Genomic DNA, 16154 nt, shown 5'->3' with positions numbered 1-16154 from the left:
AACCTGTTGCTCCTGTTCATTCCTTTTCCGCGCCAACATTGCTCCTGGCAAAATTGACTGTCAATCGTTTGCTTAATATTACAGGCTCTGGCAATACAAATTTTCTAACGATCATTTTCGGCCCGTTATGGTTACCGCCTTCATAGTAACGACATAGTAACGCCATCAAATTGACCGCTTTCTATTTAAGCAGAAACTGCATTAAGGACGGTGGACGATGCCACAGCGTATCATGATTATCGGTGGCGCCGGTTCAGGAAAATCAACGCTGGCGCGGGAACTGGGCCAGATGCTGGACCTGCCGGTCATCCACATCGACACCATCTACTGGCAACCAGGCTGGGTGATGCGTTCGCTGGATGAAATCGCACGTCTGACAAAGGAAGCGGCGGACGGTGAGGCCTGGGTCTTTGAGGGCAATCACAGCCATACCATGGCCTATCGCGCCTCGCGGGCCGATATGCTCATCTTTCTCGATATTTCAACTAGTCATCGCCTCTGGCGGATCATCTGGCGCATCGTGAAATATCATGGCCGCACCCGACCGGATATGGGCTTAGACTGCCCGGAGCGTTTTGACTGGGATTTCATCAAATGGGTGGTCGATTATCGCAAAAATGGGCGAATTCGCGCCCTGAAATTCATGGAAGAGGCCCCAAATCACCTCATAAAGCGCCATTTACGCGAGCCCCGCGAAGTGGACGCTTTTCTCGACAGCATTCGTCGCGAAACAAAACAAAAGCAAACCGACCATAAAAAGTAGCTAGCCAATAAAGGTGATCGTAAAATAGCAATATTTCAAATGATGCCAAGGCGCTCTGGCACTGCTATATTCCATGCGTCTCCCAAGACTTGACGTTCGTGTACGATCATCGCAACAACGACCCTATCGGCACAGCGCAATCATCTGTTAAACGAGCGCCGGACCCAATCCGGCTTTTAACTTTTGAGCCGGTTTCCCGGCTCTCGCTGCTGGAGTCCGAACGTGGCCAATATCGCAGATAGCGCCGCTCCGCTTGCCGGTGTGCCCAATACAATGAGCCACGACCGTCATCGCCTCTACGAAGACGCGATGGCCATGCTCATTGGCACGTCGTTTATCGCGCTCGGTATCAATCTTTACAGTCATGCAACTTTGATGACCGGCAGCACCGCCGGTATCGCCCTTCTCATTCAATATGCGACGGGCACAAATTTCGGCCTTCTTTATTTCCTGATCAACCTGCCGTTCTATTATTTTGCCATCCGGCGCATGGGATGGCCATTCACGATCCGCACCTTCGTTGCGGTCGGCATGTTGTCGGGTTTTGCCTGGCTGATACCGCAGAGCGTCGATTTCAGCACTGTCAATCCGCTGTTTGCTGCGCTGATGGGCGGCACCTTGATGGGAATGGGTGTGTTGGCACTTTTCCGCCACCGCTCCGGCGTCGGCGGCGTCAATATTCTGGCGCTCTATCTCCAGGACGCTTATAAAATTCGGGCGGGCTGGTTTCAGCTCGGCCTTGATCTGGTGATCATGCTGGCATCACTGTTCTTCATCCCGTGGCAGAACATGGCGCTGTCCCTGCTGGGCGCAGTGGCGATGAACCTCATCATCGCGATCAATCACAAGCCGGGCCGCTATCTCGGCATGAGCTGATGCAAAAAAGCCGCCTTCGAAGGCGGCTTTTGTTTCCGGTCATGACTTTCGCAGTATCAGTGCGTGGTCATCCATTCGCGTGCATCGCGAAGGGCTGCGGCCAGTTCAGTCTTGCTCATTGTGGCGGCCACCTGATTGCGCATCCGGGCGGCCTTTTCGTTGCCGCGAATGGCAGCGATGTTGAGCCACTTATGGGCTGCGACCACGTCGATCTCGCAATCACGACCGATTGCAAACTTCATGCCCATTTCCAGAAGAATGCGGTCCTGCGAGGCGATCTTTTGCTGCTGCGTAAAGCTCTGAAACTGTGCCATTTTTCTTTGTCCCTGTTAAATCCCGAGAACCGTCCGGTCTTTCTTTCGTGGCGGTTGCTACCGCTTTGAAAACGCCGTCTCTGTCGTTCCGTTCATAATGTCGAGAATAGAGCTCAGGGCTGAAATGCGCGTTAAACCAGATGCTTAACGTCTGACCAACAAAATCCCAACAAGGTGTAAACTTGGGATTTTGTTAAACATCCAAGCCTCGCGGATTGCTGGGTTTTTCCAAAAATTCAATTCAAATCCACTCGGTGCATGGAAACCGGATGATAACCATAGGACAAACGCTGTCCGTCGGATTGGTGCATTTCGACGTTTACACATGCGCAGAGAATCCCTTCACCAACGCTCCCGCGAGAGTGAAAATTCCACTTCCGCTCTTGCGAAATCTCGTTTACGTTTACGTTTGCGTAAGTCGTGGCGATTGGGGGAGAACACTGTCGTCTTGCAAAACCGGCGCAATCCGAGGCTTTTCGATCAGGCAAAGGCCCCGGTTACGGCGACCACGGCAAATGAACGAAGCGGTTTGCGCCATATCCCGATGGAGCGGGACTGGCGCACATTGGGAGGAATGAATGATCCGCACTCTTATTCTTGGAATGACACTTGCAGCCAGTTTCGCCGCGCCCGCCCTGGCGGAGGAAGGCATTGTGGGCAGCTGGAAGCGCCCGAACGGTACCATCATCAGCTATGCGTCCTGCGGCGGCAACAAATTCTGCGGCACGGTCATGACCGGCGAGTACAAGGGCAAGTCCATCGGCACCATGTCCGGCACGGGTGGCAGCTACAAGGGCGAAGTCAACAAGCTCGACGAAGGCAAGACCTATACGGGCAAGGCATCGGTGAAGGGCAACACACTATCGCTGTCGGGATGCGTACTCGGCGGCCTGATCTGCAAGAGCGAAAGCCTGACGCGCCAATAATCGCGGCGGCAACAGTCACCAAACGAAAAGGGCGGCCTGAATAGCCGCCCTTTCCTTTTATTCCGCGTTTAGCGCGCTTTCTGGCCGAAGAGAATCTTCTGCGCTTCCTTGTCGTTAGCGAGATTGGATTTTTCGCGCTCTTCCTTACCGACAAGCAGACCGCGCGCGACGGCCGGACGCGCGTTCATGGTTTCATGCCAGCGCTTCACATTCGGGAAATCATCGAGGTTCTGCTCGTAGTTCTTGAAAGCATTCACCCAGCCGATACTGGCCATATCCGCGATGGAATACTCGCCGGTGATATAATCCTTGCCTTCGAGCTGACGGTTCAGCACGCCATAAAGACGGTTGACCTCATTGGTATAGCGGTCGATGCCATACTGCACCTTTTCCGGCGCATAGAGACGGAAGTGCCCCGCCTGACCCGACATCGGCCCCAGCCCGCCCATCTGCCACATCAGCCATTCGTCGACGGCCACGCGCTTGCGTTCGTCAGTCGGGTAAAACTTACCGAACTTACGTCCAAGATATTGGAGAATAGCGCCGGATTCGAAAACCGAGATCGGTTCGCCGCCCGGCCCTTCGGGATCGATGATCGCTGGCATGCGGTTGTTTGGGGCAATCTTCAAGAAGTCCGGTTTGAACTGGTCGCCCTTGCCGATATTGACATATTTGACCTCGTAAGGAACGCCCAGTTCCTCCAGCATGATGCTGATTTTGACGCCGTTCGGCGTTGGCCAATAGTACAGCTCGATGGGCTTTGTCTGTTCAACCATGGGCTTTCTCCAACTCGTTCGAGTGTGTGCAGCAGATTTGTGCGGGAAGCGTCCCGCGTTCCAATGATGGGAAACATAAGACCCATTTCGACAGGCACAAGACCAATCCGGCGCATTTAACGGAACATCAATATTTTTGAACCGCACATGAACGACCGTATCAGCTGCGGTTCAGGCGCGCTCGCTAAACTGGGCAACAACAAGGACGGATTTGAACCTTTTGGGGGCTTTCATGTTGCTCAGGCGCCTGACGATCGTTTGTCTGCTCATTGCCGGATTGGCGGTTGTCGCCGGCGTCTTCGCAGACAGGAAACACGATAGCTATCGTGACCAGACGATGTTCGGCCCGCTGGCTTCCATGCAGGTCAAGACGGGGAAACAGCCATGACCAAAACCATTCGTTCCAGTGCCGCAATCGCGCTGCGCGTATTCCTATTCACAGCGATTTTCACCGGCCCGGCGGCAACCTTCGCCTATATGCAAATCGGCGAGCACACCAAGATGAGTGGCGTCGGCCTTGTGCTCTATGTCAGCCTGCAACGCACCGCATAATCTGCTTCATTTTATGGTCATGGACTCTGCTATACTAAGCCATGACACAGCGAATCGAACAATCATTTCTCAACGAAATCAAAACGCCGTCGCCGGTCGAGCCGGAGGTGTTTACCGATGCGAGCGCGGCGGTTGCCGCGCTGCAAAAGCTTTACGAGCGCAATACGGGTTTTCTGCGCAATGCTTTCGAGAAAGTGGCGCGCGGGGAAATACGTGCCCAGCGATACCGCGCCTTCTACCCCGAGACTTGCCTTTCCACATCGAGCTTCGCGCATGTGGATTCGCGTCTGGCTTTTGGCCATGTTTCGACGCCGGGCGATTATTCCGCCACCATTACCCGTCCCGACCTGTTCGACCATTATCTGACCGAGCAAATCCGCCTGCTGATGCGCAATCACGGCGTGACGGTCACGGTGCGCGAATCGTCCACACCGATCCCGATCCATTTTGCCTTCATGGAAGGCACCTATGTGGAGGCCTCGGTCGCGAGCGCCTTCCAGCATCCGCTGCGCGATCTGTTCGACGTGCCGGATCTGGCGGCCACCGACGACAAGATCGTCAATGCAGACTTTGAACCCGCGCCGGGCGAACCGATGCCGCTTGCGCCCTTCACGGCACAGCGCATTGATTATTCGCTGCACCGGCTGGCGCATTACACGGCGACCAGCCCGGCGCATTTCCAGAACTTCGTGCTCTTCACCAACTACCAGTTCTACATGGATGAGTTCTGCGCCTATGCCCGCGATTTGATGGCGCAGGGCGGCGGCGGTTACGAACAATTCGTGGAACCGGGCAATCTCATTACCCGTGCGGGCGAAACCGCGCCAAGCAGCGGCACCCCATTGGGACGCCTGCCGCAGATGCCAGCCTATCACCTGCAGCGCTCCGACCATTCCGGCATCACCATGGTGAATATCGGCGTTGGACCTTCCAACGCCAAGACAATCACCGACCATATTGCCGTGCTGCGTCCGCATGCATGGCTGATGCTCGGCCATTGCGCAGGCCTGCGCAACAGCCAGCAGCTTGGCGATTACGTGCTGGCCCACGCTTATATGCGTGAGGATCACGTTCTCGACGACGACCTGCCGGTCTGGGTTCCCCTGCCCGCGCTGGCGGAAATTCAGGTCGCGCTGGAAGAAGCGGTCGAAGAAATCACCGGCCTCGAAGGCTATGATCTCAAGCGCATCATGCGTACCGGCACCGTTGCCACCATCGACAATCGCAACTGGGAACTGCGCGACCAGCGCGGCCCGGTGCAGCGTCTTTCGCAGGCACGCGCCGTTGCGCTCGACATGGAATCGGCCACCATCGCCGCCAACGGCTTCCGCTTCCGCGTACCCTACGGCACCCTGCTCTGCGTTTCGGACAAGCCACTGCACGGCGAGTTGAAGCTGCCGGGCATGGCGACCGAGTTCTACAAGCGGCAAGTGGCGCAGCATCTGCGCATCGGCATCCGCGCGGTGGAAAAGATCGCCGCCATGCCGGATGAAAGGCTGCATTCGCGCAAGCTTCGAAGCTTCTACGAGACGGCGTTCCAGTGAGGTTAGGGGAGTAGGGGAATAAGGGAATAGGGGAGTAGGTCTTCGGGAATGCGGCCTCAGCACCAACATACTCCCGTACTCCCCTATTCCCTTATTCCCTTATTCCCCTACTGCCCTCCTTCCATCATCACGCCGTAATCCATCCCTAAAGGCATCTCATGTCGAAGAGCCGTGAGAATATCCCCTTCCTGTTGCTGCTTGCCGCTGTAGCGGTATCCATCCCGCTCGTGCTGGGATTTCTCGGTGCGGTCCATCCGGCGCTCGATTCGTTTTCGCATTTTCGGGCACATCTCGCGGTTCTGATGATCGTGCTGGCTCTGCCGCTGCTGTTCACCAAGATGCGGCGCGAAGGTGCGATGTTGCTGCTGTTCGCCATCATGGCGCTCAGCACCACGCTCGGCATGGCGCGTGATTTTCTCAGCGATACGGCAGGCGCAACCTCAGCCGAAGCAACAGGGCCGCGCTATAGCCTCGTTCAGATCAATCTGCGGGAGGACAATCCGGAGCCAAAGCGCATCTTGCAAATGATCGCTCGCGAAAAGCCGGACATCATCACCTATCAGGAAGCCAGCGAGCAGTGGACGAAGTGGCTCGATATTCTCCAAGGGACTTATCCCTATCGCCTGCATTGCCGTAAGGATCCCCGCACTTGGGGCGTGGGTATACTGTCCCGCCGTCCTTTCGTTGAAGGCGCACAACCTGTTTGCATCGGTGATGGCGTGCTCGCTATCGCCCCCGTCGATCTCGGCGGCACGCATGTCAACGTAGCTTCACTGCATTTTTCATGGCCATGGCCGCGCTGGCAGCCCTATCAGCTTGGCTTCATAGAGCCGAGCTTAAGGGAGTTGGCTGGGCCGACGATCATCGCTGGTGATCTGAATGCCGTGCCGTGGAGCAATACCGTTCGCCGGATTGAGGCCGCGTCGAAGACCGCACATATGACAGGCATCGGGGGAAGCTGGTTCCCGTCGTTCCTGCCGGTGTCGCTAGCGCCTTTTCTCGGCCTGCCTATCGATCAGATTTTCACAAGCCCGGATATTGTTGCGCCCAGGGCTGCAGCCCGCGAAGATGCCGGGTCGGATCACCTGCCCGTTCGGCTGGACTTTTCGGTCCCAGCCCCGGTGCGCCCGGACGAAGACGAACCGGAAACGCAGTCCGTCATGCTGCAATAGAAGGAACTCCTCATGCAGATGTATCAGGTCGATGCGTTTACCGATCGCCTTTTCGGCGGAAATCCCGCTGCCGTTCTCGTCCTTGACGATTGGCTACCGGATGCACTGATGCTGGCAATTGCGCAGGAGAACAACCTCGCCGAAACCGCCTTCGTCAAGCCTCGCCCCGATGGAGCATGGGATTTGCGCTGGTTTGCCCCGGCGCATGAGGTTGATTTCTGTGGTCACGCTACCCTTGCGACAGCCCATGTCTTGTTCACCACGGCCAAGGCGGACACCCTGCTGGTCTTCCACAGCAGAGTGGGAGAACTGCGTGTGTCGAGGGAAACGGATAGCTACAGGCTAGACATTCCCCGCCTGTCGCCGGAAACCATTGACGCTTTGCCCCGCGAAATTGCCGATATCTTCGCCGAGCCGCCTGTCCACATTTTTCGGAATTTTGAAAACTTCTTTGTCGATCTCGGCAGCGCCGATGCCGTGCGGAGTTTTGTGCCGGACCTCGCCGCAATTGCCCTTCTCGGCCCGGTCGGTCTTGTTGTGACCGGGCAAGAAACGGACGATGCAAAGCCGGACTTCGTGTCCCGCTATTTTGTTCCGGGCGCAGGCATTCCAGAAGACCCGGTTACAGGGTCGATCCATGCCACGCTTGTGCCCTATTGGGCCTCACGGTTGGGACGCGACAAGCTCATGGCCTATCAGGCGTCGGCACGCGGAGGGTGGCTCGACTGCGAATTGAACGAGGATCGCGTTATTCTGCGGGGAAATGCCGTGACTTTCATGGAAGCCACGATCTTTCTGCCCGAAACGACATAGCTGTCATTCATCTGCAATAAAAAAGGCGGCCAACGGCCGCCTTTTCGCATTACATGTTCACATAGACCGGTCCTTCGCCGCCTTGTGGCGGGACCCAGTTGATGTTCTGGTTCGGGTCCTTGATATCGCATGTCTTGCAATGCACGCAGTTCTGCGCGTTGATGACGAAACGAACATCCTTGGCGCTTGGGTCCGCAGCCGAGTTGCCGTCCTTGTCCACCCATTCATAAACGCCTGCCGGGCAATAACGCGTCGATGGGCCTGCAAAAACATCGTGTTCCGACGTCGTCTGCAACTGCATATCGCGGACTTGCAGATGGATTGGTTCATTCTCGTCATGATTGGTGTTCGACAGAAACACCGACGACAGACGGTCGAAGGTCAAAACACCATCCGGCTTCGGATAGTCGATCTTCTTGTGCTTTGCTGCCGGTTCGAGCGACTGCGCATCGTTCTTGCCATGCTTCAGCGTGCCAAAGAACGAGAAGCCGAACAGCTGGTTCGTCCACATATCGAGACCGCCGAGAGCGACGCCCACCACTGTGCCAAACTTCGACCACAGTGGCTTGACGTTGCGGACCTTTTTCAGGTCCTTGCCGATCAGGCTCGAACGCCAGCTGTTTTCGATCTCGACCGGTTCGTCATTGGCGCGACCGGCTGCAATGGCTTCCGCCAGCTTGTCGGCGGCGAGAATGCCGGACAGAACCGCATTGTGGCTGCCCTTGATGCGCGGCACGTTTACGAAACCTGCCGAGCAACCGATCAGCGCGCCGCCCGGGAAGGACAGTTTCGGCACCGACTGGAAGCCGCCTTCCGTAATCGCGCGCGCGCCATAGGACAGGCGCTTGCCGCCTTCGAACACGTCGCGGATGGCCGGATGCGTCTTGAAACGCTGGAATTCTTCAAACGGCGACAGATACGGGTTCTTGTAGTTGAGGTGCAGCACAAAGCCGACCGCAACCATATTGTCTTCGAGATGATAGAGGAACGAACCGCCGCCGGTCTTCATGTCGAGCGGCCAGCCGAACGAATGCTGCACCAGACCCGGCTTATGCTTGGACGGATCGACCTGCCACAATTCCTTGAGGCCGATACCGTATTTGCCCGGTTCGCGGCCTTCATCCAGCTTGAACTTCGAGATCAGCTGCTTGGCCAGCGAACCGCGCGCGCCTTCACCGATCAGCGTATATTTGCCGAGCAGCGCCATGCCGCGCGTATAGTTCGGCCCATGCGTGCCGTCGCGCTCGACGCCCATGTCGCCGGTGGCGACACCGATGACCGCGCCTTCGTCATTGTAAAGCACTTCGGTTGCGGCAAAGCCCGGGTAGATTTCGACGCCAAGTTCTTCCGCCTTCGTGCCAAGCCAGCGGCAGACATTGCCGAGCGACACGATGTAATTGCCGTGATTGTTCATTAATGGCGGCATGGCGAAATTCGGCAAACGCACCGAACCGGCAGGGCCGAGCAGCAGGAAATGATCGTCCGTCACCGGCGTCTTGAAAGGGTGCCCCTCGTCGTCCCGCCAGTCCGGCAGCAACTGGTCGATGCCCACCGGATCGACAACCGCGCCAGACAGGATATGCGCACCGACTTCCCCGCCCTTTTCAAGGACCACGACAGAAAGCTCTGGATTGACCTGCTTCAGACGGATCGCCGCCGCAAGACCCGCAGGGCCCGCGCCGACGATCACAACGTCAAATTCCATGCTCTCGCGTTCGGGAAGCTCCGGGTTCGCATGTTCTGGGGCTTCGGACATTCATCCCTCCGTTCGGTATGCCATCATCGTCTCATTACGACAGCGAGATGATGCATCCAATTGTTTTTACGCATAATCCCCTTGCGAATACCCATCAACCAGCGCATTGGCCAGTAATGATTGGCATCCGATTGGATTTACCTGTTCCCGTCATTCGCCTTAACCTCTTACAGAGTTAGTCACTGTCGCAAATGCGTCCAATTGTCCAAAATCAGCGTCTGACTGCGTTTAATCATATTTACTTTAACGTAAACGTCAATTTCAATTGTTTGAAATCAGTGCGCTGGATTTTTTGTCGCGACCGGGGTGGTTTTCACCTCCCCGGCAAGCTTCCGGTGGTTAGTCGGCGGTTTGATCGTGAAAAGCGCGGCGCGCTCTTGCATTCGCGGTCAAAATTCGCCACCTCATCTATTGAGGTACAAAATGACTGATGGCCGCGAGATACTGGATATGGAAGGCTTGCTCCGCTTCTATGCGGAAGCGGGCGTTGACATGCCGCTCTCGGAAACGCCGATTGACCGCTTTGCCGAACCGCAGCGTGCGCCTGCCGCGCCACGACCGGACATGCAGGCCACAGAGCGCCCTCGCCCGCCACAGCAGCAGCCCAACCAGCAAAGCCGTTCGCAAAACTGGCAGCAACCCTCGGCCGCCGCAACGCCTTCGCCGGAAAGCAGGCCTGTTCAGGCCGCAGCCGACGTGCCCGATACGGCCCAGATCGCTCTGGCCCGGGAGGCCGCGGCACAAGCCGCGACATTGGACGAACTGCGCGAGAAGCTTGCGGCCTTTGACGGCTGCAATTTGAAATTCACCGCGAAGAACCTTTGCTTTGCCGATGGCGATCCTTCCTCCGACATCATGTTCATCGGCGAAGCGCCGGGACGGGATGAGGATATGGAAGGGCTGCCTTTCGTCGGCAAATCGGGCCAGCTTCTCAACCGGATGATCGAATCCATCGGTCTGAAGCGCGAGAGCGTTTATATCGCCAATACGATCCCCTGGCGCCCGCCGGGCAATCGCACGCCGACGCCGCTGGAAACCGAGCTTTGCCGCCCGTTCATCGAACGGCAGATAGAGCTTGCCGCGCCGAAAATACTGGTCGCACTCGGCGGACCGGCAGGCAAGGCGCTGACCGGAGCAACCGAAGGCATATTGCGGCTTCGCGGCAACTGGAAAATCCACCGCACGCCATCCGGCATGGAAATTCCTGTGCTGCCGACATTGCACCCGGCCTATCTTCTGCGCACACCGGCACAGAAGCGTTTTGCCTGGCGTGATTTTCTGTCCGTGAAGTTGAAACTAGACGAATTACGCAATTGATATTTCGGCCTTTCGGTGTCATCGCCTCTCGCACGAGAGCAATGCTTGTCACCAACATGCCGCAAACTTGTTCTATTTCGCCGCTTGCCAAAGCGCCTGACGGCGACAAGTAGTTTTAAAATCCAGACTCTTCGTTTCGGAGTATTTCATGGCTGGCCAGCTCCTGCCCATCGCCGCCCTGCTTGCAAGCACGTTCCTGATGCTGCTTGCCGGTGGCCTCGCGGGTATTCTTCTGCCGCTACGCGGCGGAATGGAAGGCTGGTCCACAACCACCATTGGCTGGATGGGAACAAGCTATTCGCTGGCCTTCACCATCGGCTGTATCGTCGTGCCGCATCTGGTGCGCCGCGTCGGCCATGTGCGCGTGTTTTCCGCTTTGTTGACCTTGCTGTCGATGGCGCTGTTGTTTCATGCGCTTGTGGTCAGCCCGGCGGCCTGGATGATCTTTCGTGGTGTCGCAGGCTTCTCGCTCGCAGGCAGCTACATGATTATCGAAAGCTGGCTGAACGAGCGCGTGACCAATGAATCGCGCGGGCGCATTTTCTCGATCTATATGATCATCACTATGCTCGGGCTTATGTGCGGACAGTATATCCTGCCCTTCGGCGATGCGATGACGCAGACGCTGTTCATCGTCTGCGCGATCATCTATGCCAGCGCCCTGCTGCCAACGGCCTTGTCCAGTGCCCAATCGCCGAACCCGCTGACGCAAGTGTCGCTCGACATCAAGGGGCTTTACCGCCGCTCACCCGCCGCAGCCATCGGCTCGCTCATCGCCGGTATCGTCGCCGGTACGTGGAACTTTCTTGCCGCGATCTATGGCGAGATGAACGGTCTTTCGACCTTCGGCATTGCGACCATGCTGGCCTCCGCAATGATCGGCGGTGCCATTTTCCAATATCCGCTCGGTCGCGCTTCTGACTTCGTGGACCGGCGCTATGTCATGGTTCTGGCCGGGCTTATCGGCTTCGCATTGTCGCTGGTCATGGTGCTGTTCCACCCGACCGCGCCTTATGCAATCTATGCGATGATGTTCCTGTTCGGCTCGGTGATCTATCCGATCTACAGCCTTAATGTCGCGCACGCGAATGACTATGCCGACGCCAGCGAATTCGTCAAAATCTCCGGTGGACTGCTGATCATCTATGGTGTGGGCAGTGTGATCGGACCCGCACTTTCCGGCCCGCTGATGGATGCCATCGGCCCTTCCGGCTTCTTCGTAACCATGGCCATCGCCTTTGGCGTTTATGGCCTGCACGCCTTCTGGCGTATTCGCAGGCTTCAGCGCCCCGCGATCAGCGAGCAGAAAACCGAATACAAGTTCCACACACCGGACGGCCAGTCCACGCCGGAAACCATGCAGCTTGATCCGCGTTCCGAAGGGCCGCAGGAAACGACAAGCTGATCTTTACTGGCCTTGCGGCGCGTTGACCTTATGCGGTTCGAGCGCGAGCTTGTGTTCGCGATAGATGATGAACCCGCCCGCTGCCATCACAATGACGCTGCCGACCAGCATTTCCATGGTCGGCACATCACCGAACAGCAGGAAGCCGATCAACAGGCCAAGCAACATCGACGTATATTCAAAGGGCGCGATGGTAGACATCGGCGCATGACGGTAGCATTCGGTGAGCAAAATCTGCGCAATGCCGCCCGCAAATCCCGCACCGACAAGCAGAGCCAGCTGTGTCCAGCTCGGCACGACCCAGCCGAAAGGCAGGCTAAACAGCGCAATGACGCTTGCCGATAGCGAAAAATAGATCACGATTGTTGCCGTGCGTTCTGTCTGCACCAGACGCCGCACCAGCAGCATGGCGATGGCGGAGGTGAAAGCTGCACCCAATGCGGATAGCGCCCCAATCGCCTCGGCCTGCCCGACATTGCCTTGCGAAAACAGCGTCATTCGCGGCCAGATAATCACCAGCACGCCGAACAGGCCAACCAGAACCGCGCTCCAGCGATAGAACCGCACGACTTCATGCAGGATGACCGCGCCGAGAATCACCGTGATCAGCGGCGAGGCGTAATTAATGGCGATTGCTTCGGGAAGCGGCAGTTTCATCAACGCAAAGAAGCTCATCGTCATGGAACAGACGCCGACCAGACCACGCCAGAAATGACTGAAACCGTGCTGCGTCCGAAACGCGCCGGAAAGCTGCCCACGCCATTGCAGATAGAGCAGAACGGCAATCACCGCAAAAAAGGATCGGAAGAAAATCAGCTGCCCAAGCGGCACGCCGTCAGCGGCCTTGAGCATGGTGGACATGCCGACGAAAACGGCAACGGAAGCAATCTTGAGGCCGATGCCGAGCATCGGATTCGAGTCCAGCCCTGCCGCCTCAACAGGTGCACTCGCACGAGCGTTCACGATGCAATTCCCCAAACGTACCGCGTAAAAAGCGTGGCCTGAATATTATGACCACATTGATTTCTTAAGCTTGTTTGCAGAGAACCGCCACCCGGACTTGGCGTGATCGCGAAATTTAATTGACGCAAGCGCTTTTCTTGTCGTTTGCGCAAAAGCCGGGTACGAATCCAGCATGAGAGCGGTTCCTGTTTAGACGGAATCGTCGGAACCGCTCTATCCATTTGTGTTTACGCATTTCCGAACGCAAAACCGCTTCGCACTTTTGCTGGAAATGCTCTGAAGTCCACAGAAAGAGTTCCGCAATGCGTACAGAAACCGGCCAGACATTTCGTCTCGAAGATTACCGCCCGACGCCTTACGCGATACCGGAAACAAAACTCGACTTCACGCTGGAGCCGGAAAACACCATTGTCCGCGCCGAGTTGACCATCGAGCGCCGCCCGGGCACCGCGCCCGGCACACCGCTGGTCCTCGACGGCGACGAACTGAAGCTCGTCAGCATCGCCATCAACGGCACGCCGCTTGCTGATAACAGCTATGCCGCGACGCCAGATCTCCTGACCATCAGCGATTTGCCGGAAGGCGAGCGTTTCACGCTGGAAATCGTCACCGCCGTCAACCCGTCGACCAACCGCCAGCTGTCAGGGCTTTATCGCTCCAGCAGCGTGTATTGCACGCAATGCGAAGCGGAAGGCTTTCGCCGCATCACCTATTATTATGACCGGCCCGACGTGCTTTCCGTCTATACCGTGCGTGTCGAAGCCGACCGCGAAGCCGCACCGATCCTGCTCGCCAATGGCAACCCCGTTGAAAACAGCGCGACGGCAGGCAATGCCGACCGGCACTTTGCAGTGTGGCACGATCCGCATCCGAAGCCGTCCTATCTCTTCGCTCTCGTTGCCGGCTCGCTCGGCGTCGTGAAGGATCATTTCACCACCGCTTCGGGACGTCCGGTTGATCTCGCCATCTATGTCGAGCATGGCAAGGAGAAGCGCGCGCTTTACGCCATGGATGCGCTGAAGCGCTCCATGCAATGGGACGAGGAAAAGTTCGGGCGCGAATATGATCTCGATGTTTTCAACATTGTCGCCGTGTCGGATTTCAATATGGGCGCGATGGAAAACAAGGGCCTCAATGTCTTCAACGACAAATATGTGCTGGCCGACCCGGAAACCGCAACCGATCTGGATTATGCCGGTATTGAGGCCGTCATCGCGCATGAGTATTTTCACAACTGGACCGGCAATCGCATCACCTGCCGCGACTGGTTCCAGCTCTGCCTCAAGGAAGGGCTGACCGTCTATCGCGATCACGAATTCTCTGCCGACCAGCGCTCCCGCCCGGTAAAGCGCATCGCCGAGGTGAAGATCCTGAAGGCGCAGCAGTTCCCGGAAGATGGCGGCCCCCTCGCCCATCCGGTGCGCCCGCGCGAATACCGCGAAATCAATAATTTCTATACGGCGACGGTCTATGAAAAAGGCTCGGAAGTCGTGCGCATGATCCGCACGATCATCGGCCCGGACCTGTTCCGCAAGGGCATGGACCTCTATTTCGAGCGCCATGACGGCGATGCCGCCACCATCGAAGATTTCATCAAGGTTTTCGCCGACGTTTCCGGACAAGACTTTGCGCAATTCGCGCTCTGGTACGATCAGGCAGGCACCCCGCGCGTGGAAGCGGATTTCGATTATGATGCGGCGGCTGAAACCTTCACCATCCGTTTGAAACAAGCGCTGGCGGCGACACCCGGCCAGCCGGTGAAAAAGCCGATGCATATCCCAATCGCGTTCGGCCTTATTGGGCCAGACGGCAAGGATATAGAGCCCACTTCCGTGGAAGGTGGCGACGTGCATGACCATGTCATCCATCTGCACCATGCGTCTGAAACCATTCTTTTCCACGGCATCAAGGCGCGCCCGGTTGCCTCGCTGCTGCGCGGCTTTTCCGCGCCGGTCAATCTCACTTCACCGCTCTCCGAGGAAGACCTGACATTTCTGGCGCTGAACGACAGCGATCCGGTTGCGCGCTGGCAGGCCATGACCAGCATTCTCACCCGCGCCCTGCTCGACGGCGCAAAGCGCGTTCGCGGCGGTTATCAGCCGGAGCTGAATGCCAAGGTAGTTGAACTGGTCGGTCGCGTTGCGTCCGACGAAACGCTCGACCCGGCGTTCCGCGCACTCTGCCTGACGCTTCCAAGCGAAAGCGACGTGGCGCGTGAAATGGGTGACAATGTCGATCCCGACGCTATCCTTGCCAGCCGTGACCACTTGATCGCCGCGATTGCATCGGCCTATGCGACCGATTTCGCGAAACTTTACGACGGTCTCAAGCAGACCGGCGCGTTCACGCCGGATGCGGAAGCCGCAGGCAAGCGTTCCTTGCGCAATGCGCTGCTCGATTATCTGAGCCGCCATGAGCAGAACCAGCGTCGTGCCGCCCTGCAATATGCAGATGCCGACAACATGACCGACCGCTTCGCAGCGCTGACGATTCTCGTCCATCGCTTCGGCGATACGGATGAAGCACAGGAAGCCCTGTCCGGCTTTGAACAGCGTTTCGGCGGCGACGGCCTTGTCATGGACAAATGGTTCAATGTTCAGGCAACCCGACCCGGCGACCATGCGCTGAAAACGGTGCGCAAGCTTGCCGTCCATCGCCTGTTCTCGCTCGACAATCCCAATCGGGTGCGCTCGCTGATCGGCTCGTTCTCGGCGTCGAATCCGACCGGTTTCAACCGCAAGGACGGCGCGGCCTATGCGTTCTTCGCCGACACGATCCTCGCCATCGATCCCGAAAACCCGCAGCTCTCGGCGCGGCTTTTGACCTCGATGCGTTCGTGGCGGTCGCTCGAAGAAACGCGGCGCGAACACGCCCGTGCCGCTCTTGCCCGCATATCGGGTACGGCGAAGCTTTCCACCGACCTGCGCGACATCGTGGACCGCACTCTCGCCTGATTCGCTGGCGACAATCGAAACAG

General features: G+C 57.5%; 15 protein-coding genes. 11 read left to right on the top strand and 4 right to left on the bottom strand.

From position 1 onward, the window contains the following. Positions 1-232: 232 nt before the first annotated feature. Together ABWW11_RS04590 and ABWW11_RS04585 are read left to right on the top strand one after the other, a co-directional pair. On the top strand, positions 233-763 hold the full coding sequence (locus ABWW11_RS04590; protein ID WP_319081235.1) for a P-loop NTPase family protein: 531 nt from the start codon (positions 233-235) through the stop codon (positions 761-763). Positions 764-985: 222 nt separating this feature from the next. After that, entirely contained in the window at positions 986-1639 is a 654-nt protein-coding gene (locus ABWW11_RS04585) for a YitT family protein (RefSeq protein WP_109368627.1), read from the top strand. Between the two features lie 56 nt (positions 1640-1695). Here the strand turns inward: ABWW11_RS04585 and ABWW11_RS04580 are convergent, their stop codons facing one another. Further along, entirely contained in the window at positions 1696-1953 is a 258-nt protein-coding gene (locus ABWW11_RS04580) for a hypothetical protein (protein ID WP_109368626.1), read from the bottom strand. A 578-nt stretch (positions 1954-2531) separates the two neighbouring features. On the opposite strand from ABWW11_RS04580, the gene ABWW11_RS04575 reads away from it, so the two are divergent. Further along, on the top strand, positions 2532-2879 hold the full coding sequence (locus tag ABWW11_RS04575; RefSeq protein ID WP_109368625.1) for a DUF2147 domain-containing protein: 348 nt from the start codon (positions 2532-2534) through the stop codon (positions 2877-2879). A 68-nt stretch (positions 2880-2947) separates the two neighbouring features. On the opposite strand, the gene ABWW11_RS04570 is transcribed toward ABWW11_RS04575, so the two are convergent. After that, a complete protein-coding gene (locus ABWW11_RS04570) occupies positions 2948-3655 on the bottom strand; it encodes a glutathione S-transferase N-terminal domain-containing protein (protein WP_109368624.1) in 708 nt (235 codons plus the stop codon). Between the two features lie 232 nt (positions 3656-3887). Between ABWW11_RS04570 and ABWW11_RS04565 the strand changes: the two genes are divergently transcribed. The 5 genes from ABWW11_RS04565 (at position 3888) to ABWW11_RS04545 (ending at position 7736) form a co-directional block, all read left to right on the top strand. Then, positions 3888-4043, top strand: coding sequence for a hypothetical protein (locus ABWW11_RS04565; RefSeq protein ID WP_167836020.1), 156 nt, complete (start codon positions 3888-3890; stop codon positions 4041-4043). Continuing rightward, positions 4040-4207: a hypothetical protein gene (locus ABWW11_RS04560; protein WP_167836019.1), complete on the top strand. Its 168-nt coding sequence runs from the start codon at positions 4040-4042 to the stop codon at positions 4205-4207. The genes ABWW11_RS04565 and ABWW11_RS04560 overlap by 4 nt, the downstream gene beginning before the upstream one ends. A 41-nt stretch (positions 4208-4248) precedes the next feature. Continuing rightward, positions 4249-5751, top strand: a complete 1503-nt coding sequence (locus ABWW11_RS04555; protein ID WP_319081237.1) for an AMP nucleosidase — start codon at positions 4249-4251, stop codon at positions 5749-5751. A 158-nt stretch (positions 5752-5909) separates the two neighbouring features. Next, positions 5910-6923: an endonuclease/exonuclease/phosphatase family protein gene (locus tag ABWW11_RS04550; protein ID WP_121535543.1), complete on the top strand. Its 1014-nt coding sequence runs from the start codon at positions 5910-5912 to the stop codon at positions 6921-6923. 12 nt (positions 6924-6935) lie between these two features. Beyond that, positions 6936-7736 (top strand): PhzF family phenazine biosynthesis protein, encoded by an 801-nt coding sequence (locus ABWW11_RS04545; protein WP_121535540.1) that lies wholly within the window; start codon positions 6936-6938, stop codon positions 7734-7736. Positions 7737-7785: 49 nt separating this feature from the next. Here the strand turns inward: ABWW11_RS04545 and ABWW11_RS04540 are convergent, their stop codons facing one another. Beyond that, positions 7786-9492 carry an electron transfer flavoprotein-ubiquinone oxidoreductase gene (locus ABWW11_RS04540; protein ID WP_121535537.1) on the bottom strand — a complete coding sequence of 569 codons (1707 nt, stop codon included), beginning with the start codon at positions 9490-9492 and terminating at the stop codon, positions 7786-7788. A gap of 423 nt (positions 9493-9915) precedes the next feature. Between ABWW11_RS04540 and ABWW11_RS04535 the strand changes: the two genes are divergently transcribed. Both ABWW11_RS04535 and ABWW11_RS04530 read left to right on the top strand, forming a co-directional pair. Further along, the gene (locus tag ABWW11_RS04535) at positions 9916-10809 is read left to right on the top strand and encodes a uracil-DNA glycosylase (protein ID WP_109368619.1); all 894 of its coding nucleotides are present in this window, start codon (positions 9916-9918) and stop codon (positions 10807-10809) included. 148 nt (positions 10810-10957) lie between these two features. Further along, on the top strand, positions 10958-12214 hold the full coding sequence (locus ABWW11_RS04530) for an MFS transporter (protein ID WP_121535534.1): 1257 nt from the start codon (positions 10958-10960) through the stop codon (positions 12212-12214). Positions 12215-12217: 3 nt separating this feature from the next. On the opposite strand, the gene ABWW11_RS04525 is transcribed toward ABWW11_RS04530, so the two are convergent. Further along, positions 12218-13123 (bottom strand): DMT family transporter, encoded by a 906-nt coding sequence (locus ABWW11_RS04525; RefSeq protein WP_121535531.1) that lies wholly within the window; start codon positions 13121-13123, stop codon positions 12218-12220. A 356-nt stretch (positions 13124-13479) separates the two neighbouring features. On the opposite strand from ABWW11_RS04525, the gene pepN reads away from it, so the two are divergent. Further along, positions 13480-16131, top strand: coding sequence for an aminopeptidase N (gene pepN / locus ABWW11_RS04520; RefSeq protein WP_121535527.1), 2652 nt, complete (start codon positions 13480-13482; stop codon positions 16129-16131). Positions 16132-16154: the final 23 nt, after the last annotated feature.

The sequence above is a fragment of the Brucella sp. NBRC 113783 genome (assembly GCF_040372265.1).
Lineage (GTDB): Bacteria > Pseudomonadota > Alphaproteobacteria > Rhizobiales > Rhizobiaceae > Brucella > Brucella teleogrylli.
This window is presented reverse-complemented; position numbering and strand designations above follow the sequence as displayed.

What these genes read in the sequence shown, in the direction of transcription:
- ABWW11_RS04560 (WP_167836019.1), top strand. Translation starts at nt 4,040, where the DNA reads ATGACCAAAACCATTCGTTCCAGTGCCGCAATCGCGCTGCGCGTATTC.
- ABWW11_RS04565 (WP_167836020.1), top strand. Translation starts at nt 3,888, where the DNA reads ATGTTGCTCAGGCGCCTGACGATCGTTTGTCTGCTCATTGCCGGATTG.
- ABWW11_RS04540 (WP_121535537.1), bottom strand. Translation starts at nt 9,492, where the DNA reads ATGTCCGAAGCCCCAGAACATGCGAACCCGGAGCTTCCCGAACGCGAG.
- ABWW11_RS04545 (WP_121535540.1), top strand. Translation starts at nt 6,936, where the DNA reads ATGCAGATGTATCAGGTCGATGCGTTTACCGATCGCCTTTTCGGCGGA.
- ABWW11_RS04580 (WP_109368626.1), bottom strand. Translation starts at nt 1,953, where the DNA reads ATGGCACAGTTTCAGAGCTTTACGCAGCAGCAAAAGATCGCCTCGCAG.
- ABWW11_RS04570 (WP_109368624.1), bottom strand. Translation starts at nt 3,655, where the DNA reads ATGGTTGAACAGACAAAGCCCATCGAGCTGTACTATTGGCCAACGCCG.
- ABWW11_RS04530 (WP_121535534.1), top strand. Translation starts at nt 10,958, where the DNA reads ATGGCTGGCCAGCTCCTGCCCATCGCCGCCCTGCTTGCAAGCACGTTC.
- ABWW11_RS04525 (WP_121535531.1), bottom strand. Translation starts at nt 13,123, where the DNA reads ATGCTCGGCATCGGCCTCAAGATTGCTTCCGTTGCCGTTTTCGTCGGC.
- ABWW11_RS04535 (WP_109368619.1), top strand. Translation starts at nt 9,916, where the DNA reads ATGACTGATGGCCGCGAGATACTGGATATGGAAGGCTTGCTCCGCTTC.
- ABWW11_RS04555 (WP_319081237.1), top strand. Translation starts at nt 4,249, where the DNA reads ATGACACAGCGAATCGAACAATCATTTCTCAACGAAATCAAAACGCCG.
- ABWW11_RS04575 (WP_109368625.1), top strand. Translation starts at nt 2,532, where the DNA reads ATGATCCGCACTCTTATTCTTGGAATGACACTTGCAGCCAGTTTCGCC.
- pepN (WP_121535527.1), top strand. Translation starts at nt 13,480, where the DNA reads ATGCGTACAGAAACCGGCCAGACATTTCGTCTCGAAGATTACCGCCCG.
- ABWW11_RS04590 (WP_319081235.1), top strand. Translation starts at nt 233, where the DNA reads ATGATTATCGGTGGCGCCGGTTCAGGAAAATCAACGCTGGCGCGGGAA.
- ABWW11_RS04550 (WP_121535543.1), top strand. Translation starts at nt 5,910, where the DNA reads ATGTCGAAGAGCCGTGAGAATATCCCCTTCCTGTTGCTGCTTGCCGCT.